Below are 20,511 nucleotides of genomic sequence, written 5' to 3' on the forward strand. Positions count from 1 at the left end.
AGCGGGCGCGGGCCGGACCGGAAGGTTGGGCCGCTCGAGTTCCAACCGCAAAGGAAATCATCATGGCCATCAACAGCGATACGGTCGAAGGCACGCTGAACGAGTTCGGCGGCAAGGCCAAGGGCGCGGTCGGCAGCGCGTTCGGCGACACCAAGACCCAGGCCGAGGGTGCCTTCGACGAGACCAAGGGCAAGGCGCAGGAAGCTTTTGGCGAAGCCAAGGCGAAGGTCCAGGACGCGTACGGCAAGGCCAAGGACGCGGTCAACGATTGGGCCGACAACGCGCCTGACTACGTCCAGAAGGCGAAAGAGACCGGCCGCCAGTATGCCGAAAAGGGCAGCGAAGCCGTCCGCAACACCGTTCAGGAGCAGCCGATTGCCACGCTCGTCGGTGGCATCGCCGTCGGCGTCCTGATCGGCTGGCTGGTCAGCAGCCGCCGCTAATCGCGCATCACGCGAAATGTGAAGGGCCGGGTCAGCGATGACCCGGCCCTTTTCGTATTCGCCTGATATCAGATCAGTCGCGCATGCTCGCCGGCACCTTGCCGCCATTTTCGGCGAGCTTGCTCATCACCGCCTTGTGCAGCGCGATGTTTTCCTCGGCCGAGCCGTCGGCACCGGCATGGACGTTGAGTTCCTGGGCGAGGCCCTTGCGCGCGTCGAGGCTCGAATCGAGGTCGAGCAGCTTGAGCAGGTCGACGATCGACGTCTGCCAGTTCCCGCCGTTACCGTGCGACGCCATTTCGGTCAGCACCGCTTCGACATCGACGGGTGCAGCGGCAGGCGCGGCGGTCGCCGCCGCAGGTGCGGTCGCCGGTGCAGCGGTCGGTGCGGCGGTGGCCGGAGCAGCGGCAGCCGGAGCAGCAGCGGCGGGGTGGTGGAAAATCTTGTCCATGATCCGTCCGAATAAACTCATCTCGATCTCCTTAAGGGGCCGTGGTGGCGGTAGCCGAACGCGGCCAAGCGGTGGCGGGTCCGTCGCACGACCCCCTGCGTCTGCCTGTCGGACCCTATCGCACCCGCGTGACGGTTGCGCTAAGGCGGTGCTTCGAAGCTGATGGTACCGATGATCCCGACATTTCATGGTTGAGCGCGCGATCTTCCACGACCCGACGGGGCGGCGCGGGCGGCGCTTTGGGGTCGCGCTCGTCGCCTTCGTCCTGCTCATCATTGCGGCGCTGGGGCTGTTCATCGCCTCGATCGTCTCCGCAACTGCCGGCGCGCCATTGCCATTCACCGTCGAACGCCCGCCGGTCCGCGACCTTGGTCAACTTGCACACGACACCCGGCGCGACGCAGGGCGGGTGCTTCGGCGCGCGTCGTGGCTGGCGAAGGCAGGGCCGAATACCGCCGCGCCGCTCGCGGTCGGGTTTCACGCTCCGTGGGACGATGCCAGCGCCGCGTCGCTCGTCCGGCATATCGGCGATCTCGACTGGCTCGTCCCGGCGTGGGTGTCGGTCACCGGGCCCGACCACCGCATCACGCGCTTTCCCGATCTGCGCGGCCGCGCGATCATCGCTGCGGCCCCGTCGAAGCCGAAGATCCTGCCGATGGTCCAGAATGCGCTGCAGGGCGAATGGGACGGTCCCGGCATGGCACGGCTGCTTGCCTCCCCGGTGCAGCGCAAGGCGTTGCTCGATAATCTCGAACAGGGCTTCATCGTCGAGAAGGTCGACGGCATCTTCTTCGACTTCGAAAACCTGCCCGAGTCGGCGCAGCGCGATTATATCGCGTTCCTCAAGGAAGCCCGGGTCCGCTGCGCGCGGCATGGCTGGAGGCTGGCGATCGCGGTTCCGGTCGGCAATCCCGAGTGGAACCTCAAGGTCTATGCCGCGATCGTCGACCGGATGTTCCTTATGGCCTATGACGAGCACGACCCCGACGGCGATCCGGGTCCGATCGCGTCGCAGCCGTGGTTCGTCGAAACGATCCGCCACGACCTGCGCGGGTTGCCCCCGGGCAAGGTCGTTGTCGCGCTCGGCAGCTACGCGTATGACTGGAGCAAGCCGGGCAGCGCTGATGCGACCTCGGTCGAGCAGGCGTTGCTCAACGCGCACGAATCGAGTGTCATGCCGCGGTTCGACGCCGCGAGCGGCAACGTCACCTACTCCTACGGCAGCGGCGGCGAGACGCATCAGGTGTGGATGCTCGATGCCGCGAGCGTTCATAACCAGTTGATGGCGGTGCGCGCATTGGGCGTGAATGCCTTCGCATTATGGCGGCTCGGCACCGAGGACCCGTCGGTCTGGCGGATTTTCGGACGCGGCCATCCGGGGCCGGTCTCACCCGCCGCGATCGAGGCGATGCCCGCCGGGATCAACGTCGACATCGAGGGTAGCGGCGAAATCCTCCACGTCGGCGCGACCCCGGTCGCCGGCCAGCGCGAGGTGACTGTCGATCCGCGCGGGCTCATCGTCGACACGCGCTTCATCCGCCTGCCGACGCCATATGCGATCGAGCGCGCCGGCTACCGTCCCGGGCTCGTCGCGCTGACCTTCGACGATGGCCCCGACCCAAACTGGACGCCGAAGATCCTCGACGTGCTCAAGGCGAAGAACGTCCCCGCGACCTTCTTCGTCATCGGTGAGAACGCGCTGCCCGAGCGTGCGCTGCTTCGCCGAGAACTCGCCGAGGGGCACGAGATCGGCAACCACACCTACACCCACCCCAACCTCGGCACCGCGAGCGACCGGACGACGCGGCTCGAACTCAACGCGAACCAGCGGCTGTTCCAGGCGTTCACCGGGCGCTCGCTGCGCCTGTTCCGCGCGCCGTACTTCGGCGACGCCGAGCCAACCACGGCGGACGAAATCGATCCGGTCACCGTCGCGCAGAAGCTTGGGTATCTGACCGTCGGACTCCACGTCGATCCGGGCGACTGGCGGCGTCCGGGCGTCGATGCGATCGTCCAGTCAACGATCGAAGGCGTCGAGGATTCGACCGAGGACCGCAGCGGCAACGTCGTCCTGCTCCACGACGCGGGCGGCGACCGCGCGCAGACCGTCGCGGCGCTCCCGCAGCTCATCGATATCCTCCGCGCGCGCGGCTACCGCTTCGTGCCTGTGTCGCAGCTGATCGGCTTGACGTCGGCGCAGGTCATGCCCGCGCTCAGTGCCGACGACCTGGCCGCGTCGCAGACCGACCTCGCGCTGTTCGACATTCTCGGCTTCAGCATCCTCGCGCTCAAATGGATGTTCGGGATCGCGATCACGCTCGGCATCGGGCGCGCGCTGACGCTTTCGGCGCTGGCATTATGGCAGGCGCGGCTCGAGGCAGCGATCGTCCGTCCGCCGATCGACCCCGATCGCTTCGTCTCGGTCCTGATCCCCGCGTTCAACGAAGCGCGGGTGATCGAGGCCTCGGTCCGCCGCGTCCTCGCCAGTCGCGACGTCCGGCTCGAAGTCATCGTCCTCGACGACGGGTCGAAGGATGCGACGAGCGCGATCGTCACCGCCGCCTTCGCCGACGATCCCCGCGTGCAGTTGCTGACTTTGGTCAACGGCGGCAAGGCGAGTGCGCTCAACCACGGCCTAGGGCTCGCCACCGGCGACATCGTCGTCGCGCTCGACGCCGATACCCAGTTCGAACCCGACACGATCGCGCGGCTCGCGCGCTGGTTCGTCGATCCCGCGATCGGCGCGGTTGCGGGCAATGCCAAGGTCGGCAACAGGGTCAACCTCGTCACGCGCTGGCAGGCGCTCGAATATATCACCGCGCAAAACCTCGAACGCCGTGCGCTGGCGCGGCTCGACGCGATGACCGTCGTCCCCGGTGCAGTTGGTGCGTGGCGCGCAAGCACGATCCGCGCGGTCGGCGGCTATCCGGCCGACACGCTCGCTGAGGACCAAGACCTGACGATCGCGATCCAGCGCGCAGGCTGGAAGGTGATGTACGATCAGGACGCGATCGCGTGGACCGAGGCGCCCGAGAGCTTCGCCGCGCTCGCCCGCCAGCGCTACCGCTGGGCGTTCGGCACGCTGCAGTGCCTGTGGAAACACCGCGGCATCTTCGTCACCGGCAAGCCGCGCGGGCTGGCGCGGATCGGCCTGCCGCAGGCGATCGTGTTCCAGGTCGTCTTCGCCGCGATCTCGCCGCTGATCGACCTCGCGCTGCTCGCGAGCATCGTCGCGACCTATCTGTCGGTCGAGGCGCACGGTTGGGCGGCGACGCAGAGCGACGTCGCGCGGATGGGGTTGTTCTGGCTCGCGTTCGGCGCGATCGACATTCTCGCCGGGGTCGTCGCCTTCGGACTCGAGGCGAACGAGCGCTGGCGGCTGCTATGGCTGATGCTGCCGCAGCGCTTCGGCTACCGCCAGATCATGTATTACGTCGTCATCCGCGCGCTGACCGCGGCGCTGCGCGGGCCGAGCGTGGGGTGGGGCAAGCTCGAGCGCTCGGGCCGCGTCGACGAGCGCGTCAAGCCGGCGGAGTAGGGGCCAGCACCGGCGGCTTGAAAACTCGCGCCATCGATCCTGCAGCGCCCCCGTCAACAGCCGTAATCAATTGCTGGACCCTGCCACCCGGCAGGTCCATCGTCCGGCTACTATCGTTCGGGGGAATGGCATGCAGATAGGTATCGGTCCGTCGGTAGGACATTCCGAGAACGGGATGCCCCGCGGCGATATGGAGGCGTGCCTGCAGACCGCCGCGACGCTCGACGAGATCATCGTATTTCGGTCGACCGGCCCGTGGTCGAAGCGCTGGCTCAGCTCGACCCCGCCTTACCCGTCGAAGAATTTTCACGTGAAGGGAAAAAGCTCGGACTGGGGCCCGCAGGCAGGGTTCGTCCCGCACCTCGGCATCTACAGCAAGGTCGGCAATAACGCGGGCAAGGCCGAAGCCGGGACCAAGCTCAACAACGACGGCATCAAGTCGGGCTTTGCCGACAAGGCACAGCTCAGCCTGACCCGCGCCGAGATTCAGATGCAGCTGAGCGAAACGTGTGAATCGCCGCCCCGGACTGCGGTATTCGAAATCAAGGAGTTTCCCGAGGAAGGGATCATCCTGCTCGGCTGCTTCCGCAGCGGTGACCGGATGCGGTTCAATTTCATCGGCCGCAAAAAGTCCGGCCGGAACCAGTACGACATCATGCTGCCGCCCGCCGGGCCGATCTGGGGGCATTGGGATACGCTTGTCGACCGGATGAAGACCGGCAAATTCGACGCAGCGATGATCGCCAAGCTGGAGCCGCTCGAAGTCATGGTCTCGGCCGAAGTCGGTGCCGGCAACCGGGCGATGACCGGCGACTACGACCTGATGGCGATCTGCCCGCGTTGGGGCGATTACATGGCGCGAAGCTCGGTCGAAATCTCGAAGGACGCGATCGTTCTCGCCAAGCCGGTCCCCGGTCACACGCCGCATGGGCTGGTCTACAAGCCGGGCGCGGCGCTCGACAAGGTTCTCGACATGCGGCTGCACACCGGCCAGATCGCCAAGATCAAGGAACAGGCGAAGCTGCCGGTCGACGGCAAGACCGGGGTCGCCTTCCAGGAACACGGCGACATGGGCAACCTCACGCCGCGCATCCTGCGTGCGATCAATGCCCTCAACATCGACATGGGTGCAATCGGCCCAAACGCCGCGCTGCGACGGGTCCACCACAATGCCGAATCACATCGCCACGGTGCGTTCGGCGCGCTGACCCGCCGCGACATGGATGGCGGCGAGGGCTTTCCGCTCACCGCGTTCCATCCGCCGAGCGCGCTCGCCGACCTCAAACCCGATCCGGCGGAACCCGGCAAGGTTCGCATCAGCCCGCTACGCAAATATGGCTCGGTTTGCACGATCGAGCGGATGGCCGAATTCAAGACTTATGCCGCCGACGTCCATGCCGCCGGCTTCTTCGTCCCGAAGCACTGGGCGTGGCAAATGTCGATCCGCAATACCGGGCACGCCTAGTCGAAGGTCAGGTCGCCACTCGCGGGCTCGGCGAAATAGGGGTCGAGCTGGGCTTCGGTCACCATCCCCAGCGTGGCCGGTGACCATTTCGGCGACTTGTCCTTGTCGATCAGGACCGCGCGAACACCTTCGTAGAAATCGTGACCCCCTTGGATGTGGCTGACGACGCGGTACTCGGTGCGGAGCGCGCCCTCGATGTCCGCACCGTCGCGCAGTGCGCGCAGCGTCAGTTTGAGCGAGGTCGGCGACATTGCCGCGATCGTCGCGTGGGTCGACAGCGCCCAGTCGTCGCCGGTCGCAAGGCTCGCCAGGATCGCCTCGATCGTGTCGTGCGCAAAGTGGTAGTCGATCGCGTCGCGCAGCATCGCCAGCGGCGGCTCGCCGGGGTCGGCATTGAGCGTTTCGAGGATCGTCTCGACGGGTTCGTCGCCGGTCGACAGCAATTCGCCGAGCAAAGCCAGCCGTTCGACGGGCACGTAATGCGTCGCAATCCCGGCATAGACACAGTCCGCCGCCTTCAGGCGCGCGCCGGTCAGCGCGAGCCACGTCCCGATATGCCCGGGCAAGCGGGGCAGGGCATGCGTCCCGCCGACGTCGGGGATCAGCCCGATCGCGGTCTCGGGCATCGCGAACAATGTCCGTTCGGTAGCGACGCGGAAGCGCCCGTGGATCGACAGGCCGACGCCGCCGCCCATCGTCATCCCGTCGAGGATCGCGACATACGGATCGGGATAACGCGCGATGGTCTGGTTCATCCGGTATTCGTCGTGGAAGAAGGCCTGCCAGCCCTCGATGCCGACGCGCCCGGCGGCATGCATCGCGACGACGTCGCCGCCCGCGCAGAATGCACGTTCGCCCGCGCCCTCGATGACGACGAGCGCGACTTCGGCATCGCCGATGCTGTCGTAAAGCACCGCCTGGATCGTGTTGCACATCGCGCGAGTCAGCGAATTCAGTGCTGCGGGGCGATTGAGCGTGATCCACAGCGCACGCCCGCGCCGTTCGATCAGCACATCGGCAGCCGGAGCAGTCATCGGGTCGATCGTCGTGTCGGTCATGCCGTCTCCACCAAATTCGCCGGGCCCGCCATCTGCAGCGGCACCGCGCTTGTCGTCAGCCGCGCGAGCAGATTCCCGCCCGCGTCGGTCAGGTCGGCCTCCATGAAGGCGATCCGCTTGCCGAGCTTGATGCAGCGCCCCTCGGCATACAGCGGCTCGCCGAGCTTGGCGGGGCCGAAGAAACTCGTCTTCAATTCGATCGTCGGGATGCCGATCCGCGTCCCCGCCTTGACGATCGCCGCAAGTGCCGCCGCGTCGTCGAGCATCGCGACGATGAAACCGCCCTGGACATTGCCCATGGGGTTACAAAATTCGGGCTTGGGCGCGAAGCTGAGTCGGACCGTCCCTGCCGCCTGGTCGACGGCAAGCACCGTCATCCCGAGCAGCGCCGACGTCGGCGCTGTGCGGCGGTTCATCCGCTCGACGAGTTCGGCATCGGTCAGCGCCACGTCCGGTCCTTACAGGAAGTCGATCTCGTCGAGGCCGTAGCTGTGGAGCGCGGGGCGGAGCGCGTCAACGTCGGGGGAGGGGCGGGTGAACACGGCGCGTGAGCTGGCGGGGGGCGCTGCTCGGTGGTCTTGCGCAGGGGTGGAGCTCAAGACCGGCGCCGTGTTCGACAGCAGATACGCGACGCGGCGGGCAATCCCTCGCCCGCCATCGACGAAGGTCAGGGGGCGCGGGGAGGCGGCGGCAAGCTCCTCCGCGAGCAGCGGAAAATGGGTGCAGGCGAGCGCCACGGTGTCGAGCTTGTCGCCATCGGGCTGGTCGAGCAGCCCGGCGAGTTCGCGTGCGATCGCCGCCGGATCGGGGGCGATGCCGCGCAGCTTGGCCTCGGCAAGGTCGACAAGGACGCCCGACCCGTAGCGCAGGACGCGGCAATCGGCGGCGAACTCGGCCGACAGCCGGTCGACGTACGGCTGGCGGACCGTCGCCGCCGTGCCAAGCACGCCAATGACGCGGCTGCGGCTCGCCTCGGCGGCGGGCTTGATCGCGGGAACAGTGCCAACGACGGGAAGGTCGAGTGCGGCGCGGACGGGGGCGAGCGCGATTGTCGAGGCGGTGTTGCACGCGATGACCACGAGCCGGGGGCGGTAGCGCTCGACCAGCCGCCCGAGCAGCGCCGGAACTCGGCTTGCAATCTCGGCCTCGGTCTTGGTGCCGTAGGGAAAGCCCGCGTTGTCGGCGGCGTAAACGACTGGAACGCCCGGCAATAGCGCGCGGATCGGCGCGAGAACCGACAGGCCGCCGACACCCGAATCGAAGACAAGCAGGGGAGCGGTCATTGCCTTCGGATAACCCGCGCGTCCCGCTGCCGCAACCGTACCGCTTGCGCAATGGTCTTTGCAGACGTACCAATTCGGGCAGGCTCGAATCGGATCCCGCGATGCACATTTTTGTGATCGGCGCAGCACTCGTTGCCATCGCAGCAGCGCCTGTGACCGCGGCGATCCCCGACCTGTCGTTTCACGGTACGGGCGTCGTGACCTATTAGGTGTCCGATCCTGCCTCGGGCCAGTTCGGTCCTGCCATCGGCAAGGCGGTCGTTGTCGACGTCGACATCCATCTCGGCACAGCGGCCGGCGACCCGGCGGACGGTTATCCTCCCGCGCCGTCCAACTCGTTCACCGGTACCTACACGATGACCCCGATGATGATTTCCGACGTCTATTCGTCGTTCGACTGGACGGTAAGCACGGCCGACGAAGCCTCATCCCTCGACCCGGCGAACGAATATACGGCGGGATCGGTCGATTTCGTCCACGGCCACCCGACCGGCTTTTTTCTCAGCCATCTCGGCGATCCCGATGGCCACACGATTTCGAACCACAGCTGGAGCTTCGATTTCGGCGAGAGTCCGGCAATGTGGGGCGGCACATGGCAACCCGACTCGATCGCGAGTTCGACCCCCGAACCGTCGTCGTGGGCATTCCTTGTCGCCGGCTTCGGTCTGGTCGGAGTGGCAGTGCGGCGGCGACGGCTCGGCGAAGGGTATGATTGGCGCATGACAACGGTCTGAAAGCGACACGGCGGCTCACTCAGCCTGACCCTTGGACACGCCACTCGGCGCGCGCTAATCGTCCGATATGACCCATGCCCGCTATCCCGCCCTTCGTCCCCGCCGCAGCCGCGCCTATGCCTGGTCGCGCGCGATGGTTGCCGAGACGACCCTGTCGCCCGCCGACCTGATCTGGCCGCTGTTCGTCACCGACGGCACCAACAATCGCGAGCCGGTACGGACAATGCCGGGGGTCGATCGCCTCTCGGTCGACCTGATCGGCGCGGCGGCGCGCGAGGCCGCGGCGCTCGGCATCCCGTGCCTCGCGCTGTTCCCGAACACCCCCGCGAGCGCGCGCAGCGACGACGGAGCCGAGGCGCTCAACCCCGACAATCTGATGTGCCGGGCCGTCAAGGCGATCAGGGATTCGGGCGCCGCGATCGGCGTCCTGACCGATGTCGCGCTCGATCCGTACACCAGCCACGGCCACGACGGGCTGCTCGATGCCCAGCACCGGATCGTCAACGACACCTCGGTCGAAGTCCTCGTCGGGCAGGCGCTGACGCTGGCGCGCGCCGGGGCCGACATCATCGCGCCGTCGGACATGATGGACGGGCGGGTCGGCGCGATCCGCGACGCGCTCGAGGCCGAAGGCTTCCACGACGTCCAGATCATGGCCTATGCGGCGAAATACGCGAGTGCGTTCTACGGTCCGTTCCGCGATGCGGTCGGGTCGGGGGGCTACCTCAAGGGCGACAAGAAGACCTACCAGATGGACTTCGCCAATTCCGACGAGGCGATGCGTGAAGTCGCGCTCGACCTTGCGGAGGGCGCCGACAGCGTCATGGTCAAGCCCGGCCTGCCCTATCTCGACATCGTGCGTCGCGTGAAGGACCGTTTCGAGGTCCCTGTCTTCGCGTATCAAGTCAGTGGCGAATACGCGATGATGGAGGCGGCGGTCGCCGCTGGCGTCCTCGACCGTGACAAGGCGATGATCGAGACGCTGACCGCGTTCAAGCGCGCGGGATGCTCGGGGGTGCTGACCTACTTCGCGCGCGATGTCGCGCGGCTGCTCGGGTAGCGCCGTCGACCTCAAATCGAGCGAGTCGCTCGGTTACGATCGGGCTCCTAAAGCGATGGATAAGCCTGCCGGTCGAAAGTACCAATCCGGCTCATAAGGGGCTGAATCGTACCCGCTTTCGTGTGGACTTCGTGGACTTCCGTGACGGAGCTGGTTAATTCCTGACACCGGTCCGGCAGCGAGTTGCTAACCCTGAAGCACCCGTCGCGCGACGAACCGCGCCATCGGGCGTTACCTTCGTATTATGCCCGCCTTCAACTCCGACCGGATCATCCCCGCGACGCTTGCGGTCGCGCTCCAGCTTCTGCTCGGCTACGCGCTGATCGTCGGGCTCGGGGTCGCGCCGGTGCCGCGCCTTGCTGAGACGCTGAAGGTGTTCGACGTGCCGCCTGAACCCGTCGCGCCGCCGCCGCCGAAGCCCCGGCCAGTGCCCCAGCATGCCCGCGCACCGCGGCCGCGCGCCGCCGCTGCACCCCCCGCGCTTCGGGCACGCGCGACCCCGGTCGTAGCACCGCCTCCCGCGATCAAGATCGAGCGCCCGCCGCTGATCATCGCCGCGCCGCTGCCGGGAATAGGAGCCGACCCAAGCGCCGGTGCCGCTCCCGTCCCCGGCCCAGGATCGGGAAGCGGCGGGCAGGGAACCGGCACCGGCAGCGGGTCGAGCGGCACCGGCGACGGCGGCGGTGGATCGCATGCCGAATACCTGCGCGGCGATATCCGCGACCGCGACTATCCCCGTGAAGCCCGCGACGCCGGTATCCAGGGCGACCTGACGACGCGCTACGTCATCAGCCCCGACGGGCGGATCACCGACTGCCGTATCGTCAGGTCGAGCGGGAGCGCGCTGCTCGACTCGACGACGTGCCGCCTCGTCATGGAGCGCTTTCGCTACCGCCCGGCCCGCGACGCGAGCGGCCGCAAGGTCAGCGAGGTCCAGTTCGACGACCACCACTGGCGGCTCGGCCCGCCGCCAAACGAGCCCGACGACGACGGTCCGCCGAACGACCGGCCTCCGCGTTAGGAGCCCGCCTCGACGACCGGCTCGGGCAGCTGGGGGGCGGGGCCGTTCTCGTCGACGAGCCACGTCGACCACAGCTGGTGCGTCCGGAGCTGCGTCAGGCGAAGTTCGCAGCGCAGGCTCATCGCGCCGCGGATCGTGCCGCTCTGCCATAGCGTGTACACCGCGCCGCACTCGGCCTTCTCGTAGGCGACCCACGCCGTCTGCGCCGCGTCGAAGTCGCCGAGCAGGCGGCCGTTCTCGGGGTTCTCGCGGGCAATCCTCGCCCGGGCGGCAAGCCGGTAGCGTTCGAGGGTGCGGAGTGATGTATCGCGCTCACGGCCGAGGCATTGGTCGAACGCGACGGTGGTCGCCGCCGTCTGGCAGCGCGGAACGGTCACCGGCGGCCGGGTGCCTAGGGTGCTGAAGACGGTCAGGGCAAGAAGCAGCATCGGTCACATCTCCTGTCGGCGGCCGCATCGTGCTTGCGACCGGCTGAAGCGTGGCTTAACCCGACACCATGTCGAAAGTCAGCATCGCCGTGCTCGGGGCCTCGGGATACACCGGGGCCGATCTCGTACGTCTGGCGCTATCGCATCCGAATATCGAGATCGCCGCGCTGTCGGCAAACGCCAAGGCCGGCCAATCGATGGCCGAGGTCTGGCCGCACTTCGCGATGTTCCCGGCGCTGCCCCGATTGGTCAAGGCCGAGGATGTCGATCTCGCCGGGGTCGACGTCGTCTTCGGCTGCCTGCCGCACGCGGCCTCGGCCGAGTTGCTGAGCGGGATCAGCGGGCCGCGGATCGTCGACCTGTCGGCGGATTTTCGGCTGAAGGACGCGGCGACCTATGCCGACTGGTACGGCAACGCGCATCCCGCCCCCGATCTGCTGCCGGGTGCACTGTACGGCCTGACCGAGTTCGCCCGCGACGACCTGCCGGGAGCCGATATCGTCGCCTGCCCGGGCTGTTACCCGACCGCAGTCCTGCTCGGCCTGCTGCCGCTGATGGACCTGATTTCGCCCGAGCGGATCACCGTCAACGCGCTGTCGGGGGTGAGCGGGGCAGGGCGGTCGCTCAAGGAGGCCAATCTGTTTGCGGAAGTCGCGGAGGCGGTCGCGCCGTACGCGATCGGCCGCCATCGCCACATGCCCGAGATCGAGCAGGAGCTATCGCTGCGCGCCGCGTCGCCGGTGATGATCAGCTTTACCCCGCATCTGATCCCGATGAACCGCGGCGAGTTGGTCACGATGATCGTCGAGACCGCGCACCCCGTCGCCGACCTCCGCGCCGCACTCGACAAGCGGTATGCGGCCGAAGCATTCGTCCATCTCCTCCCCGAAGGCGTCGGCCCGGCGACGCGGATGGTGCGCGGGTCGAACCATGTCGTGCTCAACGTCTTCGCCGACCGCATACCCGGACGCGTGATCGTCATCGTCGCGATCGACAATCTCGTGAAGGGATCGTCGGGGCAGGCGATCCAGAACATGAACGTCATGCTCGGCTTGCCCGAAACTGCCGGATTGAGTGCCGCCCCCCTGTTCCCCTAAGCGAAGCGATGGTGCCATGATCGAAGCCCCGCCCGTCCGTGACACCAAAGGCCGCCTCGTCACCGCGCGCCTGCGTCTCCGTCAGTGGGACGATGCGGATCATGCGCCGTTCGCGGCGATGAACGCCGATCCGCGGGTGATGGCGCATTTCCCGGCGTTGCTGTTCCGCAACGAGAGCGACGCGATCATCACCCGCCAGAGCGCGGCGATCAAAGCCACCGGCCTCGGCTTCTGGGCGATCGAGACGTTGTCGACCAACCGCTTCATCGGCTTCACCGGAATTCAGCCGGTGACGATCAGCAGCCCGATCCACGGCGAGTTCGAGATTGGCTGGCGGCTCGGCCGCAACGACTGGGGCATGGGCTATGCGCTCGAAGCCGCGCGCGCGGCGCTGCACGTCGCCTTCGTCGAGCGCGAGCTGACGTCGGTGGTGGCGATGACGGTGCCGCGCAACACGCGGTCGTGGGGGCTGATGGAGCGGCTCGGCATGGTTCGCCGCGAGGATCTCGACTTCGACCACCCCGAACTGCCCGACGGCCACCCGCTCCTCCGCCACATCGTTTATTCGATCGACGCGCCGCACGAGTGAGCGGGGAGGGGAGATAGTGAAGGGAAGACTGGTCGGAGCGACAGGATTCGAACCTGCGACCCCTTCACCCCCAGCGAAGTGCGCTACCAGGCTGCGCCACGCTCCGACCGAAGGCGCGGTTTAGGGGGCCGTGGAGGGAAGCGCAAGCGCGGTGACGCTTACGACTCGATCGCATACTGCTTGAGCAGGTCGTACAGCGTCGGGCGACTGATGCCGAGGAGCTTGCTCGTCGTCGACAGATTGCCCTCGGTCCGTGCAAGCGCGAGGCGGATCGCCTTGCGGTCGGCGTCTTCGCGGACCAGCTTGAGATTGAGCGACGCCACGTCCTTGCCGCCAAGATCGAGATCGGCGGCGTCGAGGAGCGGATTTTCGGCCATGATCACCGCGCGCTTGAGCTTGTTCTCGAGCTCGCGGACGTTGCCCGGCCAGTGCCAGTCGTTGAGCGCGGTCAGCGCGGCAGGGGTGAAGCCCTTGAACGTCCGCCCGTGCTCGCGCCCGAACTTGGCGAGGAAGTGGTGCGCGAGCAATGTCGCGTCGCCGTGGCGCGCGGCGAGCGACGGGATGCGGACGATGATCTCGGCGAGGCGGTAGTAGAGGTCCTCGCGGAAACGCCCGGCGATGATCATCGCCTCGAGGTCCTGGTGGGTCGCGCAGACGATGCGGACATCGACCGGGATCGCGCGTCGTCCGCCAATCCGCTCGATCACGCGCTCCTGGAGGAAGCGGAGCAGTTTGACCTGGAGCGGGAGCGGCACGTCGCCGATCTCGTCGAGGAACAAGGTGCCGCCCTCGGCGAGCTCGATCTTCCCCTCGGTGGTCTTGGCGGCGCCGGTGTACGCGCCCTTTTCATAGCCGAAGAGTTCGGATTCGAGCAGGTTCTCGGGGATCGCGGCGCAGTTGATGGCGACGAACGGCTTGCCCTTGCGCAGGCTCGCCTCGTGAAGGCCGCGCGCGAGCAGTTCTTTGCCGGTTCCGCTCGCGCCGAGCAGCATCACAGTGACGTCGGCGGTGGCGACGCGCTCGATCATTCGCGCGACCTTGAGCATCTCGGGAGCGCCGGTGATGATGCCGCCGAGAACGTCGCCGCCGGCCTGTGCCGCGGTCAGCCGCCGGTTTTCGGCCTCGAGGTCGTGGACGTGATACGCGCGCCGGACGATCATGCCGAGCTCGTCGATGTCGATCGGCTTTGCGTAGAAATCGAACGCCCCGCTCGCGATCGCGCGGAGGCCGCTCGCCCGGGCACCATGCCCGGAGGCGACGATCACCTTCGTCCCGGGCTTGATCCGGAGGATCGCGTCAAGCGTGGCGAAACCCTCGCTGGTGCCGTCGGGATCGGGCGGCAGGCCGAGGTCGAGCGTAACGACGGCGGGCGAATGTTCCTCGACCGCGTCGAGCGCGGTGGCGCGATCGCCGGCGGTAACGACGTCATAATCCTCATAGCTCCAGCGTAATTGCCGCTGCAGCCCCTCGTCGTCCTCGACCACCAGTAATTTCCGTGACGCAATCGGACTATTCAAGCACTTATCCTCATCGGGCTCTCGACCCCTGTCCGCGATTGCGACGCCGCGATCAACAGCGCGAGGGGCAGTCGGATGGTGAAAATGCTCCCTTCGCCCTCGCGGCTCGTGACATCGAGGCGGCCGCCAGCGGCGCGGACGAGCTCGCGCGCCTCATAAGCCCCGATGCCGAAACCGCCCGCCTTGGTCGAACGGAACGGCTTGAACAGCTCGTTGCGGACAAAGGCCGGCGACATGCCCGAGCCGTGGTCGGCAATCTCGATCACCGCCGTCGCCGCATCTTGCCGCAGGTCGACCTGGATCGCCGCACCGGGCTGGCTTGCCTCGATCGCGTTCTGGATCAGGTGGCCGAACAGCTGCTCGAGGCGAACCGGGTCGGCGGTGACGAACAGCTGTTCGCGCGCCTGCGCAAGCTCGAGCGCCGCGTGCTGGCGCGATTTGACCGAAACGATCTCGGCAAGGAGGAGCGCGAGGTCGACCGCCTCGCCATGTTCGGCGCGACCCGACGTGCGCTGGGCGAGGCGGGCGAGCAAATCGTTCATCTTGCCGACCGACCCCTGGAGCGTCGCGACCATGTCGGCGCGGAACGCCGGGTTGTCAGCATGGCGCTCGGCGTTGCGCGCGACGAGGCTGAGCTGGCTGACGAGGTTCTTGATGTCGTGCATGATGAAGGCGAAACGGCGATTGAACTCGTCGAACTTGCCGGCCTCGTCGAGTTCTGCCTGGGTCGAGGCCTCGGCGATATAGCTCGCCGACTGGCGGCCAAGCGTCCGCAATAGCTCGAAATCTTCCCAGTTGAGAGTCCGCGCAACGACGGTCCGCTCGACGACGATAAAGCCCTTGAGCGAGTCGAGATAAAGCAACGGCACGATCAGCCACGCGCGCCGGTCGCCCGCTGCCCAGGGCGGGAGGACGAGGCCGTCATAATCGCCCTCACCATCGCGCAATTCGTCGAGATCGACGATCCGCTGGCGGACCGTCAGGAACGTCGCCAGGTCGCCATCGACCGCGACCGCGCTCGGCACGAAGCCCTTGTAGTGCCACTGCGCCAGGACATCGAACTTGCCGTCGTCGCCGGGAGCGAACAGCGCTCCGCCGGGCGAATCGACGACGGTGCACACCGCCTCGACAACGCGCTCGGGCAGGCGGCCCTTGTCGGCATCGACCCCCGACACGGTCTGGATGAAGCGCAGCCACTCGGTCCGGTAATCATAGCGGTAGGCGAAGAAATGCTTCGAAATCTGGATCCGCAGCATCGCCCGGTAGCGCGGCAGGACGAAGACGGTCGACCCAAGGATGATCGTCGCGAAAAGGAAGGTGATCTGGAGCAGCCGCCCCCAGTCGCCGCCGACGAGCCGCAGGCCGTAGGCGGTCAGCGCCATGATGATCAGATACCCGCCGATGATCGACATCGACATCGTATGGAATACGACCTGCCGCGACACCTGGACCCGGGCGACCCACGCCTGTCGCGCCGACAGCAACAGGAGCGGCACGACGATCGCATCGACCGCGCCGCGGATATTGAACAGGTCGGACGACATGCTGCCGAGCAGGAAACGCAGCGTGTAGAGGTTGAGGTCGTAGACGAAGAACCCCGCCAGCCCGATGCACAGCAAGCGGATGCCGATGCGGCTGCCGGGTTCGGCGTTGACGTACAGGTTGTGGATCAGGACGAGGCCGCTGATCGCGACGGTCAGCCGTCCGACGACGAAGAGCGCGGCGATAACCGGGCGTGCATGCAGCGACCCGCCGTGGCTACCGACGATGTCGACGAAATCGAGGCCGAACTGCATCGCAGTGACGAAGCCGATCGCGCTAGCGATGATGAATGACGAGCTCAGCCGGTCGTCGAGCGCCCACGACGTCCGCAGCAGTGCGACGAGGAAGCCGATCCACGACGCGGTGCGCAACGTCTCCATCGGCGAGAGCAGCAGCGCATACCCGCCGCCGAGCCGCGCCGACAGGACGAAGTCGCCCGCCCATGCGGCGGTGACCAGCGCGGCGATGACGAGCCAGCTGCTGGCACCGTCGCGCTGCGGGCGCATCAGCACGCTCAGCGCGAGCGCGCTGAAGCCGACGCACGCAATCAAATGACTGATGATGCCGACGTCGGTCAGCTGCACCGCGTTTCCCCTAACCCGCGGCTGCGTTTAACGGGATTTCAACGATTGGGCCAGTCGCGGCGATCACGGGGCACCGGCCGGGGCAGCACCACCGGGCTTGGGGCGAAGCTCGCCGCTGGTGTTCGCCGCCCACCACAGCATCGCCGACCACGCCGCGACGTTCTGCGTCATCTGCGCCGGATCGATCTTGTCGAGCGTGTCGTCGGCGCTGTGGTGGAGGTCGAAATATCGCGTGCCGTCCTGCGCGAGGTCGACCACTGCCGCGCCAGCCTCGCCCGCCGCCTCGACGTCGGTTCCGCCTTGCGCGGGCAGCGGCGACGCGGCGATGCCGAGCGGGGCGAGTACCCGTGCCAGTGCGGCGACTGCGGTGGGGTTGCCGGTCTTTGCCCGCAGCGACCAGACGCGATCGGCACCGAAATCAGATTCGGCGGTGACGACGACGGTATCGGCGGGATAGCCCGTGAGGTAGGTCGCCCCGCCCAACGGGCCCGCGCTCTCCTCGTCGCCGAACGCGACGACGCGGATTGTCCGTCGCGGCGGGGGCAGGGTGCCGTCCTTAATCGCGGCAACGATCGTGTTCGCGGCGGCGAGCGTGATCGCCACGCCTGCGGCGTCGTCGATCGCGCCGGTGCCGAGATCCCAGCTGTCGAGGTGCCCGCCGACGAGGACGACCTCGTGCGGCAGCTCGGTCCCGGTGATCTCGCCGATGACGTTGCCCGAGACGCCGGGGGCAAAGCGCTTCGGTGTCAGCACGAGGTGGAGGCGGACCGGGCCGCTCGCGATCATCCGCGTCAACTGCATCGCATCGGGGACGCTGAGCGCGGCGGCGGCGATTGGGGTTACGCCATCGGGCCAACGCGTCACGCCGGTATGCGGCAGCCGCGCCGGTCCGGTCGCGAGCGAGCGGTGGAGATAGGCGGCAGCGCCTTTGCTTGCTGCGATCGCCGGCCCGGCGGTTCGAATCGCATTAAAGGCGCCGTAGCTCGACCCGTCCTGCGCGGCCTTCATCGCATGGTCGATGTAGACGATCTTGCCGGTCAGGCTGCCTGCCGGTGCCGCCCTGAGCGCGTCGAGGTCCGCGAACCGAACGACGTCGGCGTCGATCCCCGCCACCGGAGTTGCGCCGCTCGCACCGAGCGCGGTCAGGACCAGCCGCTGCGGGTTCGTCCCGATCGTCGTGGCGGTTTCGATCCCGCGCTCCCAATGCGGGACGGCGTAGGTCTGGATGTGGACATTGGTCAGGCCGAGCGCGGTCATCCGCGCCGCGACCCAGTCGCGTGCCCGCGCTTCGGGGGGCGTCGCCGCGAGGCGTGGCCCGATCTCGGTCGTTAGCCCGGCAACGATCGAATATGCCGGGTTCGCTATCAGCGCGCGGTCGCGGAGCATCGCCGCCGCTGCCATCGGGTCGGCTGCCGCCGCCGGGACCGCCGTCATCGCAACCAGTGCCGCCGCCAAAGCTCGCATCGCTTACCTCTCGCTAACCAGCGCGACTTACCGCATTGCAGCGCGATAAAGGCAAGCTATCGTGCGTTGCGCCTTGGGAGCCAGCGATGATCGGACGCCTCAACCATGTCGGCATCGCGACGCCGTCGATCGAAAAGAGCATCGCGGTCTATCGCGATCTGCTCGGCGCGACGCGAATCGGTGAGCGGTTCGCGCTCCCCGAACAGGGCGTCTGGGTCTGTTTCGTCGACCTGCCGAATAGCCAGATCGAGCTGATCGAGCCTTATGGCGATGCCTCGCCGATCCACGGTTTCCTCGCCAAGAACCCTGCTGGCGGTCAGCATCACGTGTGCTTCGAAGTGCCCGACATCATCGCCGCACGCGATGCAATGCGCGCGAAGGGTGCAACCGTACTCGGCACTGGCGAGCCGCGGATCGGTGCCCACGGCGTGCCGGTGATCTTCGTCCACCCGCGCGACATGGGCGGGGTGCTGGTCGAGCTGATGGCGGAGCCGGTTCATTGAAACGCGCCCTGATCGCCGTGGTCGTGGCGCTGGCCCCGATCGTGATCGCCGCGGCGCCGGTCGACTTCACCGTTCCCGCGAGCGTCCCCGTCGAGCATCTCCGTGTCCGCCAATTCGATTTTTCCGGCGGGCGGTCGGCCCCGCTCAAGCTCGGCTACCGGACGCTCGGCAGCCCGCATAAGGGATCCGATGGCAGCATCGACAACGCCGTCGTCCTGCTCCACGGCACCGGCGGCTCGGGGGCGGCGTTCCTCGGCCCGAAAGCGGCGCTGTTATTCGGACCGGGTGCGCCATTCGACATTACGCGGACCTATGTCATCCTTCCCGACACGATCGGCATCGGCTCGTCGACCAAGCCGAGCGACAGTCTCGGGGTCAATTTTCCACATTACGACTATGGCGACATGGTCAAGGGCGTCCGCACGGTCCTCGCCGAACTCAAGGTGACCAAGGTCCGCGCGGTTGTCGGCACGTCGATGGGGGCGATGCTCGGCTGGACGTGGGCAGAGGCGTACCCGAACGAGATCGACACGCTCGTCGCGATGGGCGGATGGCCGACTGCCGTCGCCGGGCGCAACCTTGTCTGGCGGCTCGCCGCGCGCGACGCCCTGCTCGTCAGCCCGCTTCCGGGTGGCAGCGGAGCGCGGGTTGCGACGGGAATCATCCTCGTTGCCACCGTCCCCGCGGCGCTCCTGACCAAGCTCGCCCCTGATGCGCCGACCCTGCAGCATCTGATCGACGCGCGGCTGGACGGTGCGCCCGACTCGGTCGATTTCGCCTTCCAGCTCGACGCCGTGCGGAATTATTCCCCTGCCGCCGGGATCGAGCGGGTGACGGCCAAGGTCGTCGAACTCAACTTCGCCGACGACATCCTCTATCCGGTGGCCGAGCGCCCGCCGCTGCCCGCGCGCTTCACCCGGATCACGGTGCCAGCATCGGCGGCGACGAGCGGGCATGCGACGCTGGGCGAGCCGAGCGTGTGGATGCCGCTCGTCGCGCCGGCGCTCAAGGCGGCGTTGGCGCGTTAGGTGAGGATGACGCAGACGGACATTTTATCGCTGACCGGCGTCGGAGTGCAGGACGCCAGCAACGTGCCCCTCCCCTCGGAAGGGGAGGGAAGGCAGGCCCGGCCCGATCCGGCGATCGATCTCCCTCCGGCGCTTCGCACCCCAATGGATATCTCCGCCGCTACCACCGCTGACACGCCCGACATCGACTCGCTGCTCGACGCCGCCTTCGGCCCCGGCCGCCACGCCCGTACCGCGTCGCTCCTCCGCGCAGGGGCCGAGCCGATCGCCGGGGTCAGCCTAGTTGCGCGCGACGGCGGGCGGCTTCTCGGGTCGATCCAATACTGGCCGATCGAACTCGTCACCGGCGACGCCGTGACACCGCTGACTCTGCTTGGCCCGGTCGCGGTGGCGGCAGACGCCCGCACGCTCGGGCTTGGGCGGAGATTGCTTGCGGCGTCGCTTGCGGTCGCCGACGCGCATGGCTTCGATCCGATCCTGTTGATCGGCGACGCGAGCTATTACGGGCCGTTCGGCTTCGACGCCGCCGCCACCGGGGACTGGCAGCTGCCGGGCCCTGTCGACCGGCACCGGCTGCTCCTCCGCCAGACCGGATCGATCGTCCTGCCGAAGATCGCCACCGTCCGCGCGGTCAACGCCTCGGCGCTCGCGGCTCCGGGGATGAGTGCGTAATGCTGCAGGGTTGAGCCGCGACATCGACCCGACT

General features: G+C 67.6%; 19 protein-coding genes and 1 tRNA gene. 11 read left to right on the forward strand and 9 right to left on the reverse strand.

Features of this window, described 5'->3' with window-relative positions:
- The first annotated feature begins 62 nt into the window (after positions 1–62).
- On the forward strand, positions 63–443 hold the full coding sequence (locus tag KZX46_RS15090) for a CsbD family protein (protein ID WP_216707623.1): 381 nt from the start codon (positions 63–65) through the stop codon (positions 441–443).
- A 73-nt stretch (positions 444–516) separates the two neighbouring features.
- Here KZX46_RS15090 and KZX46_RS15095 read toward each other — a convergent pair whose 3' ends face one another.
- Positions 517–915 carry a DUF3597 family protein gene (locus KZX46_RS15095; RefSeq protein WP_219774668.1) on the reverse strand — a complete coding sequence of 133 codons (399 nt, stop codon included), beginning with the start codon at positions 913–915 and terminating at the stop codon, positions 517–519.
- 166 nt (positions 916–1,081) lie between these two features.
- On the opposite strand from KZX46_RS15095, the gene KZX46_RS15100 reads away from it, so the two are divergent.
- Both KZX46_RS15100 and KZX46_RS15105 read left to right on the forward strand, forming a co-directional pair.
- Positions 1,082–4,432 (forward strand): glycosyltransferase, encoded by a 3,351-nt coding sequence (locus KZX46_RS15100; protein ID WP_219774669.1) that lies wholly within the window; start codon positions 1,082–1,084, stop codon positions 4,430–4,432.
- A 175-nt stretch (positions 4,433–4,607) separates the two neighbouring features.
- Positions 4,608–5,897, forward strand: coding sequence for a CyaA/EF/ExoY family adenylyl cyclase toxin (locus tag KZX46_RS15105; protein WP_219774670.1), 1,290 nt, complete (start codon positions 4,608–4,610; stop codon positions 5,895–5,897).
- Here KZX46_RS15105 and KZX46_RS15110 read toward each other — a convergent pair.
- The 3 genes from KZX46_RS15110 to murI are packed head-to-tail and all read right to left on the reverse strand — an operon-like array spanning position 5,894 to position 8,238.
- Positions 5,894–6,955, reverse strand: a complete 1,062-nt coding sequence (locus tag KZX46_RS15110) for an enoyl-CoA hydratase/isomerase family protein (protein ID WP_219774671.1) — start codon at positions 6,953–6,955, stop codon at positions 5,894–5,896. The two genes, KZX46_RS15105 and KZX46_RS15110, sit on opposite strands and share 4 nt — an antisense overlap.
- Complete coding sequence (locus KZX46_RS15115) at positions 6,952–7,404, reverse strand: PaaI family thioesterase (RefSeq protein ID WP_219774672.1); 453 nt, start codon at positions 7,402–7,404, stop codon at positions 6,952–6,954. Before KZX46_RS15115 ends, KZX46_RS15110 begins: the two co-directional genes overlap by 4 nt.
- Before the next feature lie 9 nt (positions 7,405–7,413).
- Entirely contained in the window at positions 7,414–8,238 is an 825-nt protein-coding gene (gene murI, locus KZX46_RS15120) for a glutamate racemase (RefSeq protein ID WP_219774673.1), read from the reverse strand.
- Between the two features lie 209 nt (positions 8,239–8,447).
- On the opposite strand from murI, the gene KZX46_RS15125 reads away from it, so the two are divergent.
- From KZX46_RS15125 to KZX46_RS23320, 3 genes are all read left to right on the forward strand, one after another.
- Positions 8,448–8,972 (forward strand): PEPxxWA-CTERM sorting domain-containing protein, encoded by a 525-nt coding sequence (locus KZX46_RS15125; protein WP_226895984.1) that lies wholly within the window; start codon positions 8,448–8,450, stop codon positions 8,970–8,972.
- Positions 8,973–9,039: 67 nt separating this feature from the next.
- A complete protein-coding gene (gene hemB, locus KZX46_RS15130; protein ID WP_219774674.1) occupies positions 9,040–10,032 on the forward strand; it encodes a porphobilinogen synthase in 993 nt (330 codons plus the stop codon).
- Between the two features lie 244 nt (positions 10,033–10,276).
- Complete coding sequence (locus KZX46_RS23320; RefSeq protein WP_219774675.1) at positions 10,277–11,053, forward strand: energy transducer TonB; 777 nt, start codon at positions 10,277–10,279, stop codon at positions 11,051–11,053.
- Here KZX46_RS23320 and KZX46_RS15140 read toward each other — a convergent pair.
- A complete protein-coding gene (locus tag KZX46_RS15140) occupies positions 11,050–11,481 on the reverse strand; it encodes a lysozyme inhibitor LprI family protein (RefSeq protein WP_219774676.1) in 432 nt (143 codons plus the stop codon). The two genes, KZX46_RS23320 and KZX46_RS15140, sit on opposite strands and share 4 nt — an antisense overlap.
- Positions 11,482–11,549: 68 nt before the next feature.
- Between KZX46_RS15140 and argC the strand changes: the two genes are divergently transcribed.
- Positions 11,550–12,578: an N-acetyl-gamma-glutamyl-phosphate reductase gene (gene argC, locus KZX46_RS15145; protein WP_219774677.1), complete on the forward strand. Its 1,029-nt coding sequence runs from the start codon at positions 11,550–11,552 to the stop codon at positions 12,576–12,578.
- 16 nt (positions 12,579–12,594) lie between these two features.
- Positions 12,595–13,167, forward strand: coding sequence for a GNAT family N-acetyltransferase (locus KZX46_RS15150; protein ID WP_216707634.1), 573 nt, complete (start codon positions 12,595–12,597; stop codon positions 13,165–13,167).
- Positions 13,168–13,196: 29 nt separating this feature from the next.
- Here the strand turns inward: KZX46_RS15150 and KZX46_RS15155 are convergent.
- The 4 genes from KZX46_RS15155 to KZX46_RS15170 form a co-directional block, all read right to left on the reverse strand.
- A tRNA-Pro gene (locus tag KZX46_RS15155) sits at positions 13,197–13,273 on the reverse strand.
- A 52-nt stretch (positions 13,274–13,325) separates the two neighbouring features.
- On the reverse strand, positions 13,326–14,684 hold the full coding sequence (prsR, locus tag KZX46_RS15160) for a PEP-CTERM-box response regulator transcription factor (protein WP_370647459.1): 1,359 nt from the start codon (positions 14,682–14,684) through the stop codon (positions 13,326–13,328).
- Positions 14,681–16,810: an XrtA/PEP-CTERM system histidine kinase PrsK gene (gene prsK / locus KZX46_RS15165; protein ID WP_216707635.1), complete on the reverse strand. Its 2,130-nt coding sequence runs from the start codon at positions 16,808–16,810 to the stop codon at positions 14,681–14,683. The genes prsR and prsK overlap by 4 nt, the downstream gene beginning before the upstream one ends.
- Positions 16,811–16,873: 63 nt before the next feature.
- Complete coding sequence (locus KZX46_RS15170; protein WP_219774678.1) at positions 16,874–18,274, reverse strand: M28 family peptidase; 1,401 nt, start codon at positions 18,272–18,274, stop codon at positions 16,874–16,876.
- Between the two features lie 86 nt (positions 18,275–18,360).
- Between KZX46_RS15170 and mce the strand changes: the two genes are divergently transcribed.
- From mce to KZX46_RS15185, 3 genes are all read left to right on the forward strand, one after another.
- Positions 18,361–18,777: a methylmalonyl-CoA epimerase gene (gene mce, locus KZX46_RS15175; protein WP_219774679.1), complete on the forward strand. Its 417-nt coding sequence runs from the start codon at positions 18,361–18,363 to the stop codon at positions 18,775–18,777.
- On the forward strand, positions 18,774–19,805 hold the full coding sequence (locus KZX46_RS15180) for an alpha/beta fold hydrolase (protein ID WP_219774680.1): 1,032 nt from the start codon (positions 18,774–18,776) through the stop codon (positions 19,803–19,805). Before mce ends, KZX46_RS15180 begins: the two co-directional genes overlap by 4 nt.
- Positions 19,806–19,868: 63 nt before the next feature.
- Positions 19,869–20,477: a GNAT family N-acetyltransferase gene (locus KZX46_RS15185; RefSeq protein ID WP_226895985.1), complete on the forward strand. Its 609-nt coding sequence runs from the start codon at positions 19,869–19,871 to the stop codon at positions 20,475–20,477.
- The last annotated feature ends 34 nt before the right edge of the window (positions 20,478–20,511 follow it).

The organism is Polymorphobacter sp. PAMC 29334 (genome assembly GCF_019431245.1).
GTDB lineage: Bacteria > Pseudomonadota > Alphaproteobacteria > Sphingomonadales > Sphingomonadaceae > Polymorphobacter_B > Polymorphobacter_B megasporae.